10 protein-coding genes and 8 pseudogenes are annotated in these 22,601 nt (G+C 58.7%); 7 read left to right on the forward strand and 11 right to left on the reverse strand.

What is annotated here, in order from left to right; genetic code table 11:
- The first annotated feature begins 1,314 nt into the window (after positions 1 to 1,314).
- Positions 1,315 to 2,250 carry a M35 family metalloendopeptidase gene (locus HZZ16_RS32675; RefSeq protein ID WP_197954400.1) on the forward strand — a complete coding sequence of 312 codons (936 nt, stop codon included), beginning with the start codon at positions 1,315 to 1,317 and terminating at the stop codon, positions 2,248 to 2,250.
- On the opposite strand, the pseudogene HZZ16_RS32680 reads toward HZZ16_RS32675, so the two are convergent.
- A pseudogene (locus HZZ16_RS32680) lies at positions 2,247 to 2,369 on the reverse strand (DUF7146 domain-containing protein); the annotation flags it as partial. The gene HZZ16_RS32675 and the pseudogene HZZ16_RS32680 sit on opposite strands and share 4 nt — an antisense overlap.
- A 9-nt stretch (positions 2,370 to 2,378) precedes the next feature.
- Between HZZ16_RS32680 and HZZ16_RS32685 the strand changes: the two are divergent.
- Positions 2,379 to 2,826 (forward strand): annotated as a pseudogene (locus HZZ16_RS32685) (DUF2493 domain-containing protein); the annotation flags it as partial.
- A gap of 332 nt (positions 2,827 to 3,158) precedes the next feature.
- Here the strand turns inward: HZZ16_RS32685 and HZZ16_RS37665 are convergent.
- Positions 3,159 to 3,563 carry a hypothetical protein gene (locus HZZ16_RS37665; protein ID WP_246510575.1) on the reverse strand — a complete coding sequence of 135 codons (405 nt, stop codon included), beginning with the start codon at positions 3,561 to 3,563 and terminating at the stop codon, positions 3,159 to 3,161.
- Positions 3,564 to 3,857: 294 nt separating this feature from the next.
- On the opposite strand from HZZ16_RS37665, the pseudogene HZZ16_RS37670 reads away from it, so the two are divergent.
- Positions 3,858 to 4,298, forward strand: a pseudogene (locus HZZ16_RS37670) (hypothetical protein).
- Positions 4,299 to 4,676: 378 nt separating this feature from the next.
- Here HZZ16_RS37670 and HZZ16_RS32695 read toward each other — a convergent pair.
- On the reverse strand, positions 4,677 to 6,380 hold the full coding sequence (locus tag HZZ16_RS32695; RefSeq protein ID WP_197954401.1) for an outer membrane beta-barrel protein: 1,704 nt from the start codon (positions 6,378 to 6,380) through the stop codon (positions 4,677 to 4,679).
- A 330-nt stretch (positions 6,381 to 6,710) separates the two neighbouring features.
- Here HZZ16_RS32695 and HZZ16_RS32700 point away from each other — a divergent pair.
- Positions 6,711 to 7,361 (forward strand): annotated as a pseudogene (locus HZZ16_RS32700) (integrase core domain-containing protein); the annotation flags it as partial.
- A 160-nt stretch (positions 7,362 to 7,521) separates the two neighbouring features.
- On the opposite strand, the gene HZZ16_RS32705 reads toward HZZ16_RS32700, so the two are convergent.
- On the reverse strand, positions 7,522 to 8,847 hold the full coding sequence (locus tag HZZ16_RS32705; RefSeq protein ID WP_197954402.1) for a DUF3422 family protein: 1,326 nt from the start codon (positions 8,845 to 8,847) through the stop codon (positions 7,522 to 7,524).
- Positions 8,848 to 10,157: 1,310 nt separating this feature from the next.
- On the opposite strand from HZZ16_RS32705, the pseudogene HZZ16_RS32710 reads away from it, so the two are divergent.
- Positions 10,158 to 10,711: pseudogene (locus HZZ16_RS32710) on the forward strand (7-cyano-7-deazaguanine synthase); the annotation flags it as partial.
- 11 nt (positions 10,712 to 10,722) lie between these two features.
- Here HZZ16_RS32710 and HZZ16_RS37675 read toward each other — a convergent pair.
- The 3 genes and pseudogenes from HZZ16_RS37675 to HZZ16_RS32720 form a co-directional block, all read right to left on the reverse strand.
- Entirely contained in the window at positions 10,723 to 11,454 is a 732-nt protein-coding gene (locus HZZ16_RS37675; RefSeq protein ID WP_246510576.1) for a DUF1016 domain-containing protein, read from the reverse strand.
- 66 nt (positions 11,455 to 11,520) lie between these two features.
- Complete coding sequence (locus HZZ16_RS37680; RefSeq protein ID WP_246510578.1) at positions 11,521 to 12,057, reverse strand: DUF1016 N-terminal domain-containing protein; 537 nt, start codon at positions 12,055 to 12,057, stop codon at positions 11,521 to 11,523.
- Positions 12,054 to 13,143 (reverse strand): annotated as a pseudogene (locus HZZ16_RS32720) (tyrosine-type recombinase/integrase). The gene HZZ16_RS37680 and the pseudogene HZZ16_RS32720 overlap by 4 nt, the downstream one beginning before the upstream one ends.
- Before the next feature lie 204 nt (positions 13,144 to 13,347).
- Between HZZ16_RS32720 and HZZ16_RS38600 the strand changes: the two are divergent.
- Positions 13,348 to 14,363 (forward strand): annotated as a pseudogene (locus tag HZZ16_RS38600) (IS110 family RNA-guided transposase); the annotation flags it as partial.
- 313 nt (positions 14,364 to 14,676) lie between these two features.
- On the opposite strand, the pseudogene HZZ16_RS32730 reads toward HZZ16_RS38600, so the two are convergent.
- From HZZ16_RS32730 to HZZ16_RS32745, 4 genes and pseudogenes are all read right to left on the reverse strand, one after another.
- Positions 14,677 to 15,284, reverse strand: a pseudogene (locus HZZ16_RS32730) (IS256 family transposase); the annotation flags it as partial.
- Positions 15,285 to 17,269: 1,985 nt separating this feature from the next.
- Complete coding sequence (locus HZZ16_RS32735; RefSeq protein WP_246510582.1) at positions 17,270 to 18,154, reverse strand: Effector protein NopP; 885 nt, start codon at positions 18,152 to 18,154, stop codon at positions 17,270 to 17,272.
- Between the two features lie 1,294 nt (positions 18,155 to 19,448).
- Positions 19,449 to 20,252, reverse strand: coding sequence for a GH12 family glycosyl hydrolase domain-containing protein (locus HZZ16_RS32740; protein WP_197954403.1), 804 nt, complete (start codon positions 20,250 to 20,252; stop codon positions 19,449 to 19,451).
- Between the two features lie 1,046 nt (positions 20,253 to 21,298).
- The gene (locus HZZ16_RS32745; protein ID WP_197954404.1) at positions 21,299 to 21,514 is read right to left on the reverse strand and encodes a hypothetical protein; all 216 of its coding nucleotides are present in this window, start codon (positions 21,512 to 21,514) and stop codon (positions 21,299 to 21,301) included.
- Between the two features lie 714 nt (positions 21,515 to 22,228).
- Between HZZ16_RS32745 and HZZ16_RS32750 the strand changes: the two genes are divergently transcribed.
- On the forward strand, positions 22,229 to 22,594 hold the full coding sequence (locus HZZ16_RS32750; RefSeq protein ID WP_197954405.1) for a hypothetical protein: 366 nt from the start codon (positions 22,229 to 22,231) through the stop codon (positions 22,592 to 22,594).
- Positions 22,595 to 22,601: the final 7 nt, after the last annotated feature.

Raw genomic sequence — 22,601 nt, forward strand, 5'->3', positions numbered from 1 at the left:
CGATGATCATCGAGCGTTGGCAGGAGTGCGTTCTGTCGAGCCAAATGGCGTCAAGTGCGGGGCGCCAAGGTCCACGCTCCACCTTTGCTCCGCCTTGGACTGGAAGCGAGGACGTGGCAGCGGATTTGGAGATAGCTGCGCCTAGCCGTTCGGCGCGCTATTTGCGTAGCTTCGAGCCTCGATCTAGCGAATGCTGTCAAGTGCGAGATATACAAGTGAATGTTTCGCTTGCCGGCCAACAGCACAGCTATGGCGGACAATTGAACATGCGACCAGATTCTTGCTGAAAAATCTGGCCGCAAGGGATTAACGCTTGTTGCGATGCCTCCGCTTGTATGGTGTCACACTACTCTCGTCCGGGCTCGTTTCTGCCGTTAAGACGATTGGGCACGAGGGCCGATCTGGGCTGCGCTGCGTCGGCCTCAGGAGCTCTGCATGTAAGCGTAATGACTGGTCTGGAAGCAAACACGTTGTACTACAACGATCGTTGAGACCAGCGCGCAAGCTGATTAACTTAATTGCGATCCGCGGTGAACACGCCCCCGAAGTTTAGGCCCGGCTTTTGCTGGGACGGATTGAGTTTGAATCGTTCGCGCTGGAATTTCAGCATTTGCAGATGTATTCAAAGGATGTGAGGCCGTTCAGGGTCTTCAAGTCGGCGACACGAAGGGAATTTTGGGAGTGGCTGATGAACCCGCGAGGTTGCCGCTTTCGACGGAGTTTCGGTTGGGAGTGGACTTGGTTAGCCAATTGCCAGCCCGCAATTGGAATACACCTAGCCCGCTCCAGGGGAGGCCGTGGCCCGCTTATATGCCTGAGCAAAGTGTACGCGCGCCTGCGGCTCCAAATTTAGCAATGTACGTTCGAGCTTGGCAGCACGGCGACCAACCCGCATCGCCCGAGCTCAGGGCCGCAATGCTCTCCAACGGAGTACTGCCGGGCGCATCTCGGCCGGAAACGAATTTCACGATCGGGCACGTGAACTACACGGCCATGTTCCGCCTAATAGGCAGACCAGACGAGATAATCGTCCGCCAAGCAGATACGTTATTGCCCCGCGTACATAACGCCAATTCCGGCAGTCTTAGCGGACGTGATCATTTGCTTCCAACAGAAGACAAGGATTCGAGGGCTACTCGGCCTACTAGCCGTCCCCTAAGGTCGCCCGTGTACGATATGGAGAAGTACATGACAGCCGATGGGAACGTTCGTGACTCTCTCAAGCCGGCGTTGCCTCATCTCAGGAGCCTCACGTCTGGCAGGCACGAACTCCAATCAGTTTGGCCCAGGCCCCTCATGATGGGGCGTCGAAGAATGGATACTTATCTCGGCGACGCCCGCATCAACGACATCGACAGCTATATCAATTTTAATTTGTCGTCGCTAATCAATTCTTCAAGCCCCAAGGGGGTCGAGGTACACGGATCACCTCAACAATTGTACAACTACGCAGACATTGTTGCGAGGGACCATGAACGAGCGAAGGGCTTTGTCCGCGTCACCATCCAGAAACTGGAAGCCTATCTCGAGTCCCTCACGCGCGAAGACGTGGAGCAAGACGTGAAAGCGGCCCTGAGCCAATATTTTGGTATCGTGGGCACGAGCAAACAGGACGTCGCCGACATCGGAGAAATCCTCGCGAACTACAGGAAGGTGGCCAGCTATCTCGATCGCGACGAGCCACTAACGCGAGCGCAGCGTTTTAAGGCGTTGTTTGTCGATGTTCCTCTTTATCGGATTCGGCCGAAATCAAATGTCACGGTGGCTTACGTCAGGGGCGGCCCCATCTGCTGGCCGGACTGGCGCATCGTTCCGCGCTCACTGCGGTTACGTTCGGTCAGCTCGGGATGGTCCGGTTTGGGCCTTTTTCTGGCGGGAGTGGGCGCCTACCAACGCGGTTCTGCGATGCTCCTTCGCGAAAGGTCTGTTGAGCAACGGCACGTAGAGCGTGCTGTCGCGCTAGGTGCGGTGTTGCTCGGCGGATTGGCCGCGACATTGATCGGCGCGTCTTATGGGATAAGTCAACTCAGGCGCTTGACTTCCGAGAGCGGTATCAATCTGCACGAAGGGCACTTCGCCTACTCAGATCGCATCCGATCCTCAACCGTCGTGCACGAGGCAACACATCTGTTGTTTGCCACCGACGACCATGCGTACGAGCACGAACAAAGATTCATTTGCCTATCGACAACCCAACACATGACCAACGCCGATAGTTACAGCCACTTCGCTGAATGGATCAGCCGATAGCCACCGGGGTCAAGCCAGGTGCGATGCGCGCCGGTCAGGTGGCCGGAAAGATCGGTGACGGCGATCATCGCCGGCCAGGTCTCGGTCGGACTGTGGTCGTCGGGCCGGTAGTAGCAACGCGAGTCAAGGTCAACCACCTCAATTTGACGTCCGCCATGATCGACAGCCGCGATTTCCTGGCCGCGAGGAAGCGCGCGAGTACCCAGGTGCTCCTGCCACTCGGCCCAAATATCGCGCTGACCGGCGGGCTCGACTTCAATGATCACCGGCTAGTCTGGGCCAAGCTCGATCAGGTGCACGCGAAGCACCCGGACATGGTGCTGTTGCACGGCGGTTCGCCCAAAAGGCGCCGAACTGATCGCGGCCAAATGGGCCGATCATCGCAAGGTGCCGCAGATCGCGTTCAAACCCGACTGGACGAAGCACGCCAAGGCCGCTCCGTTCAAACGCAACGACGCGATGCTGGAGACGCTCCCCATCGGCGTGATGCACTTCCCCGGCACCGGCATCCAGGACAATCTCGCCGATAAGGCCAAGAAGCTCGGACTCCCGGTCTGGAGGTACGGCGGCACATAGACGCCGCCATCGTCTTGCAAAACGACAAGCGAGCTGAGAGCTCAATCGCGGCACAAATATGGAGCAGGCTCAGGCGTCCTCGTCATAATAATGCGAGTCATCAATGGCGCCCGATGTCTCCAGCTCCGGCCGCCTATAGCCGATTCGACCGGCCACACGCTCAAACGTCATCATCGTCGTGAAAACGATGGAATCCCCGCTGAACGGCTTATCCGGATCGTTCTCTCCATTGAGGGGCGCCTGAGACGTTTGCCACGAGCACATCGTTTCCGACGTCGAGACTTACTTTATCGATATAAAGCTCGTCAAAAAAAGCGTTCGTCATAGCCATCTCACCCGAGAGAGCGTCCTCGATCGATGGGATCCTCTTGAATGAAGGACACGTCGATATGCTCCGCGAGATCTCGGGTGTACCACACGTCGCCTGTAAGGTAGCCGTTTGCACTGAGAAAGCTGGACAGCTGCGACGCCAGTTCGTCAACGTCGGGTAGGCCTGTGGGAAGACCATTGAGCTGCTGCAGGCGCTGATCCATCAAGCGCAGATCAGGTATTAGGATGGCGGCTTCGTTCAAAGCAGAAACCTGGTATTTGGGCTCGGCCCTTAAAGCCGCTGCGGTGCAATAGCCAAAATACGCTGCGACGATCTCGTGAGCGTGACCTGACCCAAGCTTGCTTCCGGTCAGATTGTTCAACGTCGTACGCAGAAAGTCTGCGCATTCCTTTTGGATCGTAGACATGGCAAATCCATTTCAGTCCGGCGTTTTAGTGGCAGTCACAAGCGCTTCATGACCACCGCGCGCCGGCGGAATGGTTGCCGTTGGGGTGTTCGATTGGGAAATCGAGATGCCGCCTTTTGGGTCGCTTGCAGCCCGGGCGATCGGCTCCTGACGCTCAATATGGTCACTTTGGCTGTCGCACGCAACTGGATTTGTGATGATTCCGTCGCCGCCGTTTGCTGCTATACTGCGTTCGCGCCCTGCTGGTGGGGGAAGGCGCGACCGTCAGACCTTTATCTCACGGAACCCACCACCATGATCACCTTGGGACCACTGCTTGTTTTCCGCGTCATAGGGTTCTTCGCCTGGGTGCTCTTCACGCTTGCGGCCTTCGCGTTGCCCGTCTTCGCCCGCGTAACAATTGGCCTTGGGCCTTCCACACGGGAGCCGGCGCTCTGGGCGGCATCGCTGTCGCCCTCATGGCTGGCTGGCCGCAAGCTTCGGCATCGGCCAGCTCGCGCTCGCCCTCTCGAGATGGACTTGGCTCCGGCTCACAGTCATCATCTTCTACGTCGCACCCGCCACCGGCGCCAGTTACAGCGCTACGCACGGAATTGCCAGACGGCGATGTCTTCACCCAGGTCGCAGACGGTTTTCGCGGTCGTCGGAGCCGTTGCCGTCAGCATCGCAGCTTTCATCCGCTTCACTGGAATGGCCGCAGACGGACCAGCAAGACAGCGCTTGGCTCGGGGCTGACATGTGTATGGGGCGGCGGCCCCGTATGACCAGTCACGACGGTAACTTGAGGACGCTTGCATTGAAACTATCGTTCAAGAGCGAAGTGAAATTGCTGACATTTACTCCTATTCTCATGAGACCATGGAAGGAGCTTGGAAAATCCTTAGGGAAGGTCTTGCGTGCAACTGTGTCGGCACTGACGCATCCGGGGCCGGAAGGGACTCGAGAGGCGTGTGGGGCTCGCACCGGTTGGCACTCATTCTTTGCAAGCAAGCTGAGCTCTTTCCTAGGTGTTTCACCATCATTACCCACGACGTCGGCGTCATGTTTGGCGCGGACGTCGATGCTTACGAGCAGGCCTGGATGGCTCGAGAAGTCGTCTCAAGCCGGCCAAGATCAAGTCTTTGAGTCGAACTTGTAAGAGGCCTGAAAGAATGTACCCCAGCGCTCCACGCTGTACTTCGCAAATGAGCGCGGCTCACCTACGCAGCCGCTGCTGCTGCACAAAGAGTCGCTGTCCTTTTTGGTCCACATGGCCCAATAGCGGCCCCCGACGCCGACGCTGATGTTCTCGGTGAGGAAGTAGGACAACACGCCTTCGATCTGGACTCCGCCGCCACCATTGCCGTGTTGCTCGTCAAAGATGGTCTTTGGGCGCAGGAGGTGATACTCACGCCCCTTGAAATCGGTCCAGGGCAGGTAAGCGATATCAGCGTTAAAGCGCCAGCGCTCGGTCAGCATAGCTTCGGCGCTCAGGCCGATCCGGGGCGCATTCCATTGCGTATTCTCGCTGCCAACGATCCTGTTGTCACCCGGATTCAGACATTGATTGCCCGGATTAGCGAACTCAACGCAACCGGTCGAATCCGAGCTCTGGCCGTAATAGGTCCAGCCTAGAAATCCACCGGCCTTGTAGTTCGTGCCGCGCAGGAAATCGTATCCGACATCGGCAGTGTAATATGTAAACTTTCCGTTTGACTCATCTGAAAGAGTGTTCTGGTAGGACAGTCCCTTGTCGGGCGACCAGTCTTCATCATTCGACTTCCCTTTGTTGAAGCCTCCGATACCCAGATTGCTCTTCAGGAACACTCCCCAGGGACTGTCAACACGGCCGAATAACTCCCCGGAAAGTCCGTCCAGTCCATGATAGGTGAGCCTCGACATCAGCAAGCCGGGATCTTGGTCTTCGTCCGCTGCGCTGTGATCCCACTGGAATTTCCCCCGGCTGAGCCAGAGCCGCGAGGCGCCTTCGAATGACCAGCCGGGCGCGTAGGGGATGGGCCGCGCGCTGGCTGGCGCCTTCATGTACAGTGGCGCATTAGACCACTCTGCGGCCTTTGGGTCGGCGTCGAAATGGTAGTTGAGGCCAATCTTTCCGATGTGGTAGTTGCTGGACAGGCTGGTTGTGTTCGCTGGCAGAATTGCAAGCGGTGGCAGTTGTACTGTGGGAGCCGTTGCCACACTCGGACCGCCAAAATGCAGATAGTCATACTCGACGTTCACCGACCATGCAGGTGTAATCGCTTGCTCGATGCCCAGCCCGATGACGCTACCGAGACGACCATAGTCGAAATGGGTTTTCTCCTGAGACAGGTACGGGTATTCATAGTTGTTGACGACATCGCCCCTATTGTTTTGCCAGGCTACGCCTCCCTTGAGATATGCCAGCGTGTGGCCGAGTGCGCCAAAAGCGTAGCCAATGCGGCCAGTCCCGGTGGCGAAGAGGTTGGGACCTGCGTTGCAGTTTGCGCTCACAACCAGGCCCGAATGAGCGAGGCAGGTATTGGTGCCCTCGGAAATAACACCGCTGGCATCCAGTTCGACGCCAAACACCCAGCTGCTGCTCTGCCAATTGTAGCCGATCTGGCCACCCGCAAGAAATGCCGGGCTTTCCACGGTACCGCCATAAATCGAGGAACCGTAGGGATTGCTGAAGGTGGTTTGGCCGTACCCACCTCCGACGTGTCCGCCGATATAGCCACCCGACCAGTTCCATACGACCAGCGGCAGCTTCGGTTCTGGCTCAAGGCGCGCGTTGGCCGCACCGCTGGCCATGACTGCAATCATCGTGGCACCCAACAGAATAACTCTCGACTTCATCAAAGGCCTGCACTTTCCCGGTCCACAGCGTGTTCTTAAGATATCGCCAACGGTGAATCTTCGCGACAGAACTGACACTCGCGACAACGCGTGCCAGATCCGCTCCGAAAACACCGCACTACGATCGGTGATGATGCCCGAATGAGGCAATGTATGTGCCAAACTGAATTCGTATATTTTGCAGGAGCTTCGTCGATCTGTTGCGTCATCTTGCTGACAAACTGTCTCAAGTCTGACAATCGGACTTTCCGACAGTCTTTCAATTTGCGAGCGGCATTGTCGACATTTCTCAGAACTACGAGTGTCAGGCTGAAATGTGAGAAGACGTCGCTGCCCATGGTCGACGATCACTCGCGCTATGCCCTTTGCCTGAAGGCATGTGCCAATGAGCAGCGCCCCAACGTGCAGAAGCATCTGACCCATACCTTCAGCTGCTATGGCCTGCCGGACGCCTTTTACATCGACAATGGCTCACCATGGGGCGATACGTCAGGCGCCCGCTGGACTGCGCTGAAGGTCTGGCTACTCAAGCTCGGCATCCACGTGGTGCACGCCAGGCCATGTCATCCGCAGGGCCGCGGCAAGAACGAACGCTTCCATCGCAGCCTGAACGCGGAAGTGTTTGCCCTGCGCTCGTTCCGCACTTTGCCGGAAGTCCAACGTGCCCTGGACAGCTGGCGCACGCTCTACAATCTGGAGCGGCCTCACGAGGGGCTTGGCAGGGCCGTCCCAGCCGATCGCTACCGGCCGGGCTCGCGGGCCATGCCGGGCCGCATTCCGAAGGTCGAATACGACGTCCGTGAGATCGTTCGCACCGTCTCCTCGACCCGCAGCTACATCTCCTTCAAGGGACAGATGTGGAAAGTCCCACAAGCCTTCTGCTGCGAGCGCCTTGCAATCAGACCGCTCGACCGCGACGGCAACTACGGAATCTTCTTCGCCAGCTGGCAGGTCGCATCAATCGACTTGACCGATGGCTAACCTGTCAGCGATGTGTCGGAACAGGTGTCAGCCATGTCCCGGTCTAAACATTAGTCCGGGCGGGGCATTACCTTGCGCAGGAGCCGGCGGCGATCTTGCGGCGGCGTCTCACCGACATGCGAGCTTCGCAGGATGGACGCACTGATTGCCTCAAGGAGCTTCAGTCGCAAGCAACCGAGGGCGCGTCGTCGTGCTTGAGGTGTCGCTTTCGGACATTGTAACTCACCAGCCAGATCACGCCGACTGCGATCGGCACGAAGGCTGCGGTCAGGAACGAGGGCTCTACTCGCAGTCCGACGTCATGCGCGCCCTTGGCAAGATAGCTAAACAAGCTGACCACATAATATCCTATCGCCCCGACCGATAATCCTTCGACCGTGCACTGCAGCCGAAGTTGCTGTCTCGCGCGCTCGTTGATAGCCTGCAACAGGTCACGATGTTGTCGTTCGATTTCGACGTCGACACGGGTTCGCAACAGATCGGCGGCACGCGCGAGCTTGACTGACAGAGCCGCCTGACGATCCTCTACGGTCGCGCAGGTTCGCATTGCGGGCGCCATGCGGCGCGCCAGAAACGACGACCAGGTTGGATAACCCGAGACATCGTTGCCTTCGATGATGGATAGTCGCGATTGGACCAGCTCGTTGTAGGCCCTGCTGGCGCCGAAGCGAAACAGGCTGCCGGTCGCGCCTTTTTCGAAGGAGGCGGCCAGCGCCGTCAGCTCGGCAAGCAGATGGTTGTTGAACTGCAGCCCCTCACCGCTTTGCATTTTTTCGAGCGCCTCAACAAGACGGCGGTCGATGCGATCAACGGAAGGTGCAAGCTCAAGGGCCGCCGACAGGCCAAGCAACGCCAGTGGACGGTAGGTCTCGATCTCCAGGAGCCGTTGCACCAGCGCTCCGAGATCGTGCGGCGTCAATCCGAGGTCGCAGACGAGGATTTTCGTAAAGCCTTTTTCGTCTACGCGGAAGTCTGAGGCGGCAACGCCTGCGCCGCTCTTTGTGGCAACCATGGCTAGGCTGTTCTTGTCAAAAACCTGTTCGGCGCGCCTGGTCGGCGAGGCGTCCTGCTCCACTTCTAGCCTGATCGCGACCAGCAACTGTCCGGTCTGACGCAACGCGTGGATCAGCGATCGGACGGTACCATCAACTTTGTCAAAGCGGTCTGCGGCAGAACCATTTGTGTTACTCCAGATCCAGGTGAATGTTGTGAATTCCGAATGCTGCTCCCAGCGTAGCGTAGCGGACCCGATGACAATCTGATGAAGTTTCGCCGATTGCTCAGGTGGCGGAAGATTGCGCTCGAGGCAAAAATCGATAAAACGGCAGCGATCGCTTGTGGCCGCCTCACCCTGCGCAAGAAAAGCCAAGTGGATCACGCTGAATGGCGAAACAAGGCGCGTGAAAGGGCGTGCGTGCACTTCGCCGAGCACGGCGTCGCGTTGCGGATGTAGCGTGAAGGTTCGCAGATCCAATTCATCGACCATGGATTGAAGCCCCTTTTCAGGGTGGGCAAGCAGCCGTCAGCCGCGCGAGGCCGTGGCAAGCAGGAGCGTCTTCCGCTCCCCCAGCGTGGTGCAGACAGGCGACCTCCGCTGCGGCAACCACATTGTCGATTGACAGATCGAGGCCCAAACACGACTCCCCATCTTGCTGCCGCCGCCCATGACGCGGAGAGGCGGTGCAGGATTCGGGCCAGCACTGTAGAAGGGGCACGCTCGCGTCCTTTGGCGCAATGTGGCTTTCGAAGACAGTTGGAGGCGGGTTTCAGACATGAAACGCGCCTGTATCAGGCCACAGAAAATTGCCTGCTTCGCACGGTGATCGCCCGCCAGGCTGCTACATTATCTGAGACGCCATGCTCTGGACGGATTTGTCTATACAGAGGCCGGCGACTGACCGCGCCCGGACCAGCCGGGCAAGGCTTGCCCGATTGGCTGATAACGTCACGTCGCGTGAGGTTGGCGTGATCACGCAGCCGGAACGCACGCCGTCATCGTCGTTTGAGATGACATTCAGGGCAGTGCAAGCACCGCGGCTCGACCGCAGTGGGGCACATACGTGGCGAATGTCGTGAGCGATCGGCCGAATAGCGGCGGATCACAAGTACGGCCGACTCGACTTGGCGGGCGTATTGCTCGAGTGCGGTCGCGGAGGTTTTGATCCGTCGTAGCCGCGCGGCCGAGATCCGGTTTCCGTTGAATTCGCTCGCCGGTCTTTGTGCAGGACACGAGGATCGCCACGTTCTCGGGCGCAATCGGCGCGAACTCGCGGACTGCGCGCCAGCCTCCAATGGCTTCTAGGTGCAGTTGGAGACATCGGGCGCCATTCAGGTGCAACCCTGCGCGTGGGTGACCATCAGCCCGAAAGTTGGCATGCCCAGCGGGCTCGGTGTTTAGGATGAAGCGCTGCGGCGTGGCAACGAGATCAAACGTTGCGCGGGCAAGCCTGCCGACATCGAGAAGCTCCTGGCCCTCAACATCCCTCGCGAGTTCATGCCGATGATATGGCTGCAGCCCTTGAGCAAAGCCGGAAGGCGACGAAGCTTGCAGTCAGGAGGCGACTGCGTGCGACCGGCGTGTCAGCATTCAGACGCACGAGTTTCTCGGCGTGCGGTAAGCAACCCAGAGCGCGTTAAAGCGTTCTGCGGCTTTCACCTTAGAGACGATCATGAATTGCGTCCTCTAAGACTGAACTCAATAGGGAAAGCGGCATTCATCGCAGGCTTCTTTGCCGTTGTTCGCCATTGCCAAGCGCGCCTGATTTCAACTCTTCACATTCTAAGCGAATCCTCTCAATGACCAATTTCACATCCGAAAACACGCTCGTTCTATTTTCTGGCGGACAGGAATTCCGTCGCCTGCCTCGCTTGGGCGCTGTCGGGCGTTGCCCGGGTTGAGACCGTCGGCTTTGCCTACGGCCAACGCCAAGTGATCGAGCTGACTTGCTGCGATCGGTTGCTGAACGGACTGAAGAAGCTGCGCGTAGACTGGGCGAGCAAGCTCGGCGACAACCATACGCTTGAGATCCCCACACTGGGGGCGATATCAAAGACCGCACTGACCCGCGAGGTGGCGATCGAGATAGGCGCGGACGCGATGCCTAACACGTTCGTGCCAGGCCGCAATCTGATCTTTTTGACCTTTGCCGCGGCGCTCGCCTATCCGCGCGGGATTTCTCATATCGGGCTGTATGCGCGAGAAAGATCATTCCTGCGCCCCCGATTGCCGGGACGTGACCATCCGCGCGGAACGGTGCGCTCAACCATGGCATGTTGAGGGACTGTCAGTACACACGCCGCTGATGTGGCTGGACAAGGCGGTGATTTGGCGGCTTGTCTCCGAGCTCGGCGAGAGCCGGGCTCAATTTTCACCACGGGCGTTTCGGTCGCCGAGCTCCTTCAGAAAGATTGTTCCGACATCCACGGCCCGCTGCGCACTTTCCGGATCGACGTCAACGCCGTGCGCTGCCTCGTTCATGACGCGGATCGAATCGAGAAACTGTTGCGTGCTGGCCGGCGCGAGCCCACGGCGCTGGAGCTCTCGCAGCATGATGCCAAGACCGGTCGGCCGGGATGGCGGAAAGCCGTTTGCGGTAGCGAAATCGCGCAGCGCGCGCTCAATCTCGATCCGCAGCTTGACGATGGACATGAGCGGAAACTCGCGGGCGAATTCCTCGACGGTTGGCAAATCTTGCTGAAGCTGAGGCGGCAGGGCTGGCGAGAGTTGATAGTGGGCGACACCCATCGGTTTGCAGGTATCGCGCAAAGCATACTCGACGATGACCTCGTTCCGGCCTTTGCAGAGAATTATGCCGATCGTCGGCTGGTCATCCTTGTGCCGAAGCTGGTCATCGACCGCTGAGAGGTAGAAGTTCATCTTTCCCGCGAATTCGGGCTTGAAGTCCTCGATCTTCAGCTCGATCACCACGAAGCAGCGTAGCCGCAAGTGATAAAAGAGAAGGTCGAGATAGTAGTCCTGGCCGCCGACCTCGAGATGGTATTGGCTGCCGACGAAGGCGAAGCCCTTACCGAGTTCGAGGATGAGCGATCGAAGGTGCTCGATCAGCCCGCGTTCGAGATCCCGCTCCAGCATTTCAGGGCCGAGTGAGAGAAAGTCAAAAGTGTAGGGGTCCTTAAGGATCTGTTGGGCAAGCTCAGACTAGTCCGCGGGCAAGGTCCGCGAGAAGTTTGTGAGCGCGCTGCCTTGACGGGCGAACAGGTTGCTGTCGATCTGATGGACGAGGACATTTCGACTCCATCCGTGTTCGATTGCCTGGCGCGCGTACCAGGCGCGTTGCTCAGGTGCCTTGAGGGCGTCGAGCAGTCGGACGTTATGGCCCCAAGGCAATAGTGCAACAACCTGTTGCACAAACTCGCTGTCCGGCCAGGCCTCCGCGAAGGCACGCATGTACTTGAGGTTTCGGGCGGACAGGCCGGTCATCTCGGGGAAAGCACGGCCAAGGTCATCGGCAAGGCGATCGATGACCTTGGCGCCCCAACCTTCTTTCTCCTGCCGGATGAGAATGTCCCGACCGTCCAGTACAGCAAGATCAATTCGCGATTGACCGAAAGGCCGGCGCGATGTCTGGCGTCGGCGATCTTCGTCTTGAGGTCGCCAACGAACTTTGTGCGTCGATCTCGGTCGCCGTCTCGCGCCTTTTCGCAGTGGCGTGGGCTTGGAGGGTCGCTTTGTCATGCCGCCGCCTTCAAGCGCTTCTTGGCAAGCATCGCGCGCACGAACGTATCCCACTTCGCCATGCCGGCACGCTTCTCAGGCATGTAGTGCCAGCGGTCGTAGTTCTTGGAGCTGACGTCTTGCAGCGCATGATTTTGCAGACGGTCTCGGATCTCTTTCGAGACGCCGGCCTTGCCGGCCAGAGTCTTGAATGTTCGCCGGAGGTCCCGATTTGTCGCATATGGGATCGTGAGGCTGAAGATTCTTGGTCTTTGACCAGTCGATGATCCGCTCCTTGGCATCCCACTGATCAACGTGGAAGCGCGCGATTTCCTCGACGCGCTGGCCGGTCAGCATGAGGATTTGAACGGCGCGCAGGTACGAGGGCGTGACGGGGGTGTCCGGGCATTCCAGCCAGCGGTAGAGCTGCACGAACTCGTCCTCGCTCAGCCAGCGCGTCCCTTGGACCTTGGGCTCGGTGGGGATGCCGGTCGCCGGATTGTAAGGGATGCGGAAGCGGCGAGGAGAGGTGTTCCGAGAGTCGTTGTCCGACTTCATGCCCCAGCTATAGGCCGCATGGATGTAGCACCGGACATGGTCCGCCATTGACCGTGCGCCTCGCTCAAAGATTGGCCGGATCAACTCCACGATTTCCTCTGACTCGATCTCGCGGGCGAGACGGTTGCGGCCGAGTGTGTCCGCGATCTTGTTCAGGCCCTTCTCCGTCTCTTTCCAGGAAGGTTTGTCGGCGGCTTTGAGCGACGCGATATAGCCCTCGAACAGATCGGCGACTGTGCCTGGGCGCGTGTCGGTAGCGATCTTGATGCTCCGGCCCTTCTGGATCACGTCAGCATAATCGCGCTTGAAGATTTCTCGCGCCTGCGCGAGCGACATTGAGGGGTAGGCACCAAGCTTCTTCTTGGTGCGCTTACCGTCTCGCCACTGCTGCGCCATCCAGTCGGCCGTGACGCGCTTCGGCATGGGTTTGAGGACCAGGACGAGACGACCAGTGCCGCGCCCTTCGCCGTCCGCGAGGTTCTCTTGCTTCTGGCCCATTTCGACGCGCTTCAGCGCGTGTCGGATCGCGGTGTCGGTCAGGCTTGGCATGGTGTTCCTCCTGGTCCCGCAACTGGGATCGGTCGAGGAGAAACGGGGATCGTTAGCTGGGATCGGAAAGCCGCTTTCAACCCCTCTAACCGCCCCCAATTTGCCATAACCGCCCCCTGTACGCAATGCGCAAAAAGCAGCTATTTCCTTGATGATTCAGCGGTATTGAGCGTAATCGAAGGTGATCTCAGAGGGGATAGTGGGGTGGTTATCGCCAATCCGTTGCAGGTAAAGGCGATCGCCCAAGCTCACGTCAAGACCGATAAGATCGATGCCGGCACGCTCGCCAGTCTGCAGGCGGCCGGGTACCTTCCGCAGATCTGGACGCCTGACGCGGAGACCGAACGCAGACGCAGACTGGTCGCGCGGCGCTATCAGGTCGTGCGGCATCGCACGCGTCTCAAGAACGAGGTGCATTCGATCCTGCACGCGCACCTAGTCCCGAAGTGCCCGCATGCCGATCTTTTCACCGCGCGCGGCCGGGCATGGTTGGCCGCTCAACAGTTGCCGGACGGTGAGCGAGCGGCCATTAATCGGCACGTCCGTGAGCTTGACCGGCTGGCGGAAGACTTGGCCGTGCTCGACCGCGAGATCGCGCGGGACGCAATTGAGGATTCCCGCGGTTAACAGATTGATGACGATGACCAGCGTGAACCTGGCGGTCGCCGCCGGCATCATGGCAGCTATCGGCGACATCAGCCGATTCAACAGCCCGCAGAAGCTGGTGAGCTATTTCGGGCTGAGCCTGCGGGTGCGGCAGTCCGGGCTGGGAGCCGCCCACCACGTCCGCATCAGCAAGATCGGCCGCAGTCATGTGCGCGCGATGCTGGTCGAGGCGGCCTGGGCCGCGGCGAAGGCGCCCGGTCCACTGCATGCGTTTTTCGTACGAATCCGCACCCGGCGCGGCCATCAGATCGCCGCTGTGGCGGTGGCTCGGAAGCTCACGGTGCTCTGCTGGCATTTGCTGACGAAGGGCGAGGATTACCCGTGGGCGCGCCCGGCGCTGGTCGCCAACAAGACCCGCGCGATGCAACTTCAAGCCGGGCATCCGCAACAAAAAGGGAGCCGGCGTGGACCAGCCTATGCCTACAACATCAAGGCGCTGCGCGAGCGCGAGATGTTGATTGCCGCTCAGGCTGAGCAAAGCTACGAACGATTTGTGTCGCAATGGAAACCGCGGCGGCCAAAAACCGGCGCGCGGGCGCCTCAGCTCGGCAAGACAAAATAGGCGGTCCGGTGATGCTTGCAGCCGACGCATCACGCTTCGCCACGAGGTCGCCCGCGCCCCACAACCATAATCGCGGCTGACGGCAAGTTCTAGCCACGAACGCAGTCCTGTTCCACGCCAGCGTGCCGCCGTGCTCGGGCCGGTCAAGGCCAAGCCTTGCCGTGGCCGCAAATGCGGCCAGCTTTGACCGCCCCTGCGCGCGGCGGCTACGAGATCGGTGGCCGGGGCAGAAGAATGCCCGCAGCGCAGCCGAACAAAAGAATGGACTTCAAGCGATCTTTGACGTCCCGGCCATGAAGAAATCGCTTGTCCATCTCATCCCTCGACTTCATGTGCTTGCGGTGCACCAGCGGCAGGCGGAAGTAGGTCAAGGTCACCTCGATGTTGTCCTCGACCCAGCCGGTGAGCTTGGGGTATTGGCCGCCCCATTTGGCAAGCCACGCCGCCAGATCGCGCCGGACCTCGCCAAGATCGCTCCGGTCGTACATCCAACGCAGCTCGAGCAGGCAGTCGTCGTCGACCTTGCGCGGCACGTAGTCGAGCGCGTTGCGCAGGAAGTGCACATAGCTGCGCTGCCAGGAAACGCCGGCGAGTCCTTCGGCGATCGCCTTCTTCAGCCCGGGATGATCGTCGGAGACCACAAACTCGACGCCATGCAGGCCGCGCGCCTTCAACGCTTCCAAAAACTCCTTCCAGCTCGACCGGCTCTCCCGGTTGGCGAGCTCAATCGCGAGCACCTGGCGCCGGCCTTCCCAGTCGACGCCGATCGCGATCAGCACCGCCTGGCTCGCGATGATGCCGTCCTCGCGCACCCGCTCATAGCGCGATCCAGGATCAGATAGGGGAACGGTTCCTTGAGCTTGCGTTCGCAGAACGCCTTCAGCAACGCATCCAGCCGCTTGTTGATCGCGCTATGCAGCGACATCCGTCCTAATCTTTGTCACGGTCATGGCGGGTCCAAGCTCCTTTACGAGCGGTGATCTTCGCAATCACCGGACTTACCATGACCGCTTCAGCCTCTCAGCTTTTGCAGAACCTCCCGCATACTACCCGTATACCCGGCGGCTTACACATAAGCCCGTCGGGAGTCCGGCGCCGATATGGGTCCACTCCAATGGCGTGTGTGGTGAGGTCCATCGATGTGATCGGCGCGTCAGGTGGTAGCAAAGAGGGCGAAGCCTGCGGAGCCGAGCTGGACTACTTAGCGATCGCGAACTGGTTCGCATCTGAACAAGCACGCCTCCGCCTTGACCGCTCTGAAAATGTCCATCAGCGTCGCTTCCGATCGCGCGGGACTGGAGCTCTGCGGTCATTTCGGTTGTGCGAACCTGGATAGATAGCTCACCGCTTAGCAGTGGATTGTTCGCGCTGTCAGCGTAGCATCATCGGGTCCGCCGGCGACCCACGAGATGCACGGTCAAGCGATCGTCGAGGATTTACGTACTGCGACAATGAGCAAGGCGGCCGCTGCGCAACATGCCGCCCATACTGGGAACCGATTGTCAGGTTTGATACGGCCGTCCAGAAATCGACACTTACGTGGGCTGGAAACGACTGGAGAACCTCCAATTTATGCGGCACGCTGCTTGCGCCATCGAAGCCAGGCGGACCCTGTTCCCTATGGCCGCACTTTGAATCCGACAATGTGCTGGCTGGCTTCAGGACAAGCTCCATTGAAACTTCGCTGAGGGCTCTGGGTGCAATAGCTTACAAGCGGCTTGCGCCGAAAGACGCCGCGCACCTAGTTCTCGTCCTGCCAGAAATTGTCGAGACCGCGTCCAATGGGAGACCATCCTCAACGTGACTGCGTAAAGCCTGTCAGCTCGCGGTAAGCTATCACAGATACAGAGCCCTTTGAGGTTAACGGAATGTGGCAGGGACAGCGCTATTGCTCCAGACCGATCAGTGCCGAGTCACTTTTCGCTAGCCTCAACGGCAGTGCGGATGTGGCCGGCACTACTTGGCCTGGTTTCAGCCCCCAGTCGGCTAGCACCGAGCCGCGCCCGCACTGCTTTACATCTCGGTCCGACCGATCACGGTCGCTATCCAGACAAGCTTTGCAGGCACTCTGGCGAAGGTCGATACGCCACCTGAAAAGGTGTGGGCCACTATGGCGCGACAATCAGGATGAAAACGCGTATTGCCTCACGCATCGATGCTCGCGGGCGCGACCGCTGGTAGCCGGTACATCATTGTGTCCTCGTGACCTCTGACTTTGGTGGCATTTTCTCCGTAGGAGCGAAGAGCAGCGCATTCGCTTGCTCGCTCCGCCAGGATTCAGGCCGCCGTTGAAGAGTTCGAAGAATCTTGTTCGGCTAAGATGCGCGAGTGATCTTGACCGCAAGCCGGGCACTTAACGCCCTCCCCGCGATGAAAATCGCAAAGCTCTCTCCGGAAGACCGGCTCATTCACGAAAACCAATACGCGATCATGTACGCACTGCAAAGCCTTGTCCGCACGGATATGCCTTGCATGCTCCGTCTTGGAACGCAGTTCGCCAAGACGGAGACCGCAGGCTTGTGCGGCGAAATTGTCGCTCCCGCTACGGATGGGAGGCGGCGCAAGGGCACTTGAAGAACTCATCCGCGTCGCTGCGCGGCGGGGCGAGCCTAACCACCTCTCAGTCGTCGCGAGCGACGCGGCTTCCACGCCGTCTTCCGCGTTGCGAGCGGCACCGGCCATTTCAGCGCCAACGACAAAGACCTGGTTAAAGCTCTCCGCGGCGCCCTTACAACCGCGAAGATGGCCCGCGCTCCGCGCGGCCCATCCATGAAGCCAACACCGCAGCCCGATCCGGTCAGCACCGACGACGAAATGGACTTCGGTCGATGTCTGCCGACTTCAAGCGCAGGAGAGAGCGGGCCTCAATGCCATTCTCTCGATGCCCATTTGCTTCGGCTACATGAAGTCGTACTCATCCTCCTCCCACTCGGGCATCCTCTTCGCTGAACGTGACGAGCTTTCGGCATTCCTGCCATCGCTCTCCTCAGTCTTCGCGAGAGAAAGCGCAGGCTTGTCTGCTCGCTGCCACCGACCCGCGCTATTATACGTCCACTTATCGGACTGTGTAGGGTCAAGCACCATCACAGAATCGCTCACCTCAACAAAACCGAGAGTCGCAGCCCGCTTCCTTGCCGCCTCATTTATTGGATGGGATAGCAGCAGCGGTCTGTCGCCATCCAACCGAAGCTGATGCTCTAGCAAGATGTCCCCTGCATTATCCACGAGGGGATGAGTGACCCGAAAATCGACCGTTGACGTGGTTTCCTTCCGTCCAGGGAACAGTTTTTCAAATTTGGCGCGCGCACGCCTATCGTCGAACACCTCTTTGACGGAAGCTCCACTTTCCGTGCGCAGAAGCCCGACACTTTTGTTCCCAAGATCGTAGCTGAAATACCTCGCGTCTTCTGAACCTTTTTTCCCATGATCATAGGCAACTTGAACCGTCCGTTCGGCTTTCTTTGCGATCGGGTCCGAATATATCTCCTGCTTATTGGCGATCATCTGGATTTCGTCGCCATAAAACTTTTCCAACTTGTCGAGGAATGCGCCTCGCGAGAGTTCTACCACAGGTGCCTCTGAGGTGAGGAAGTAGGGGCGTGAACCGCTGGAAGTCGCGTAAGGGTTTGGAGAATCAGTTATTTGCATTCCAGAAAGGGCGTCTTCGAAGCTTCGCCCATATGCGTCGGTGTGCGCGCTTGCGAAGGTGGTCTCTGTTGTCTCATCACTGCTGTGAGAGGCCGCCCATGGAAAACTGTATGATTCGTTGACTCGATTGTACATGAGGTTGGCGCTGCTTTCCGCGAAGCTGATTTAACCGAGCTTGGGGCCGGCTCGGTCCCGAGCGGAAGATCGATAAGCAACCTGTCTGACGACAAACTTACGACAACCCATCTAGGTAGGATTTAACGCTCATTTCTTTGAACTGCTTTCGCGCTATCGCCCGAGGTCCGCATTCCAGTTCAGTTGGAAAACGGTCCTGCGCGAGGTTTAAGTGCCCGCAATGACCGGCCCCGAGGATGGGAGCCTTGCTCGTGAATGAGCCCACACGAGGCGCTCACCGTTGTTGCCGACGCGCGCATTAAGATCGCACGACGCACGCGCTGATTCCATCCGTCACTAGAATCAGTGCGAACGATACGACTACCTAAGCGCATCGCATCGCAACCCACCCGTTGCTTACGTCAGCCCCGAGCTGGGCATCTACGACGCGCGGTACAACAGGCCATTTCTGCTTTGTCGGCGGTTTATCTGTCCAAGTTAGGAGTGAGCTAGTTTTGCTTCATGCTTGTGAATGGGAGACATCGAACGCTGGCTATGGATGAGCGCCAAGGCTACCACAACCGCGACTGCGAGACGAAAACCCTTCGCGGGGAGGCTGCCAAGTCGCTGCTGGAAAAGCAGATATCTCACCATAACACGGCATCTTATCGGGGCTGGCCAAATATCAGCCTTCAAGCGCCGTACGTGCCTGGCATGACACCATCCGCTCTATTGAAAAGTTCATCAATATTCTGCTGGTCGCCCTCGCACATGAGGCCTTAATTCACTGGCTGGCAGCGATCCCGCTCGACGATCGATTTCTCCGCGATCCCGGCAAAATGTGGCAGGCGGTTGGCCAGGCGCTCGACCCGCACTTCGAAAGGGGGGCGGTCGAGCGGTTTTGTCGACGGATGATCCAAATAGCGGCTATCGGCAGCGGTTTACGCCTTAACCGCCGGTGGCAGTTTCACGCTTGCCTCAAGGTCTGCCGCTTTGGTCGCATCACTCGAGGATTGTTGTGGCTCCCCAATGAAGAATTCCAGATCGCATCCCTATTGCAGCAAAAAACGTAGGTGTGCTTCTCTGATCGTGGTGCTCTTAAAATCCCACAGGTGGTCACTCTTCGTGTCAGGGTTCGTACCCACTTCCCTCACAGGCCTCTCAATAATGCGCCTGCGCGCAATGCTCCGCTTTGCGTGATAGTAGGCTGAATTCAGTCTTGGTAACCTTCAAGCCGTGTGTCCTGGCGTGAAGCCGCTCTCTCCTCGCCGGCTTCGAGCAATCCAACAGCCGCAGCAAACTCAGAAACCGGAGTTCACTTTGAGGTCACGGCCCAATTACTGAACTTGAAGTTCATTCCGCCGGGCGACGAGGTGATCTCGACGCCGTATTGGACGCTACCCACGTTTATGTCGCCGAAGTAGCCCTTCGACTTAATCCACTCCAGGATGCCTTTGATGTCCACTGTCCCGCTGTTGCTCTTCGAAATGGGCACGAGTGAGATGACGTTGTGACCATTGTTCCCTTCAAAAACGTTCCAGGTGGTCCCTCCCACCTGGACGTTGCGGTAGACCGGAATGGCCGCCCCGGAGGGATCCTGCCGATAATGATAAGAAATTGGCTTGACGTTGCCGCTGCCGTCCGGATTTCCGGTGTAGTTTGTCCAGATCATGATCTCATGCTGGTTTGAGCTGTCCCAAATATCATAGGCGGTGTCCCAGGCGCCGCCTTTAGGTACGTCCTGAGTGAACGTCGAGCTCAAGGTGTTAATTGCACTGAGCGGCTTTCCGACATGAACGGCCTCGTGCGGATAGCTCTTGATGCCACCAGTTGCTGGTTGGTTCGACCACACACTCCACTGGTTCGCTCCATACACCGAAATGGTCTGAGGCCCGGCACCCCTGCCCCACACGTCATTATTCCAGGAGTAGCCATCGCGTGAGAAGCTCCCATACGGAGCGCTCGAACTCCAAATCGGGGCCTTTGCTGGTGCAGGAGCGGCAACCGATCCCCCGACGGCGTTCACGGCTTGCCTAAAAAGATCATGATGCTCCTGTGAGCGAACGTACTCCATCGGGGCCTCTGGCGAGCCGGCACGGTTGATCCGATTGGAATCCATAATGCTCTCCTTTGCTCCTATGGGAACAGCGTCTTGCCAACCGCCCAGCGGGTACCCTGGGTTTGTGACCAGTTCGGTCGGGGGCGGCATCGTTATCCAGAGACCGCCTTCCTAAATTTAAGAAGGTTTGCTTTCGAGAAGCTGACTAGCGCGAGAGTGCGCGGTGGGCCTATCCGCTCCTTCTCCGACCCACGCATGCGGCGCAAAAAGAAGATTTTGCCCGAGCGTCATCACGAGCTCTCCGGGACCAAGATCCGGCGCAATCCATGACGCCATCTGCATTCTCAGTGTCGCGCGACTATCGCTGGTCAGCGGTGCCGAGACGCTCGCGATCGCGGGCGGCACTTCGCCGCCGGCGCAGGAGGCAAGTGCTGCTCGCTCCTATTTTGTAGAGCGCCTCGCACCGCTTGGATCACGGGCAGCTATAGCGCGACAGTCAGGATGAGAGCGCACTTTAAGCACCTCTTGATACTTGCGACGCAGAAACTCGTGAGTCTGTCGGGTTCGGAGTTCCTCACGAACTCTTGGAAGCCGCTGGGCTCTGCAGACGAAAGGAAACCGAAGACGCTCCTCTTTGCCCGAACTGACGGCGGGAAATCGGGCCGAGTACCGCGGCCATCACGGGATGGAGCGGCTAGCAGCGATCGAGTCGTTGGCCGAGAGCAGCGCCTGCGGCCTTTTGTTTTCGATCGACATGTGTTGTGGGAATTGGGCCACACTTGAGATGATTGAGAGGAAGGGGCGGAACCTCATCTCGTCGGCCGGCTTATCGGAACGGCGACGGTCTCGGTATCACGGGGCAAGAGCCTAGGCCTCAGCATCATTCCGCCCCCCAGCCCGATGCTGAGGCCGCCACGGCTTCTATTGCGAGCCTCTGGTTTTCACTCTGGAAGTCCGGCCGAACGTCAGCGCGGAGGTACCCGCACTCCTGGGAGACACACTGCGCGACAGGCGCACCTCATCAGCTCAGAGAGACGTGGTGGCCGCAGTGGCAGAGACCACGAGCCCGCGCAGGCCCGTGCAAGCTATTTCGCCGAAGGTGATCTTTAGTGGCTGGCCATCATTTTGCCTGGGCGTCCCGCGTCGGGCAGCGAAACACTCGTCTCGATGTTCTGTCCGGCTGGAGGAGTCGCCGAGGGTGCAAAATGCGGCAGCTCGCCGACAATCGATCTTTGCATGAAAAAGTAATCACAACCCCGTCGGTTCACGTTGGTGGTGACTTCGGGATCTGCATAAGGACGTGGTGCTGCGAACTTCGTCATGTTTCATCGCTCTCAAGCCAAAGGCTGGTGATGGCGACCTTCGGATTACGTCGGTCGAAGTCGAGCCGGAAATCGCGCCGCGAGCGCCGCTGCCCTGACATACGGAGCGGGGCTCAAGGACCGGCAGCCACGCTCCGGCCACGGAGCCCCGCGCCAGTGGGAAAGATCAAGATTCCGGTCAGACCCCTGGGCGCAGAGCCGAATGTAGAGGCACAAGAGGATCTGGTTATCGATGCTCAGTTTCTCCTACATCATCTTATGATTGAACACGGCGTAAGCCGTGCAGAGTTGGCCCACCGCCTTGGAATCAGTAAAGCGTGCCTATCTCAGGTTTTCCGCCCCGGCGCCAACCTGACGCTTAGGACTCTTGCAGCGCTTTTCTTTGCCTTAGGAGAGACAGCAAAGGTCAGTCGCCCGAAAGCGCCTTCCCTCCAACCGAAAGCTGCACCCGATCCCGAATGGGCGGAAGCTGATTTCGAAGAAAGTCGGTCATGTCAAAGCACTGACACAGCGCGATGCCGCTACTGTTTTTGCTCTACTGGGCTCGCGAATTAGCTTTGAGTGCGCAGAGCCAGCCAATGATTGGCATGCCCCAGTGCTAATGACTTTGAGGCAGCGGCCTAAGATGGCTGAAGAAATTACGAACGGCCAACCCGAGCTCGAAGATGCCCAGCGGCGAAGAGTCGAATACAATCGGGCCGTCAGAAGAGCCAGTTGGCTGCAATTTTATTGACGTCGGTCGATTTCAAAGTGGATCGTGACGTGCTTGATCCGGGTGGGAGCAATCAAATTAAGCCTTCGTATGGAGGGCGCGTGAAGGAGGTGGCATTCAATGCGGATCAAGGCAATCTGATTTGTACCATTGAGTGGACGGTTGACTTCCGATCAGGTCGTAAGCGCTTTGTGAAATGTGCCGCAGAATACGAAGTGGCATATGAAGGGCTCGAGTCATTTCAGGAAGCGACCGTTTCGTTGCTCGCCGAAAATGTAGCTCGGCCTGCATCCTATGCATACTTTCGAGCGCTCTTCGCCAATCTAGATTGGTCCGCCGAACTGCGATCGCCGCCTCTGCTGTCGTGAAGTTTCA

The sequence above is a fragment of the Bradyrhizobium glycinis genome (assembly GCF_016031655.1).
Lineage (GTDB): Bacteria > Pseudomonadota > Alphaproteobacteria > Rhizobiales > Xanthobacteraceae > Bradyrhizobium > Bradyrhizobium glycinis.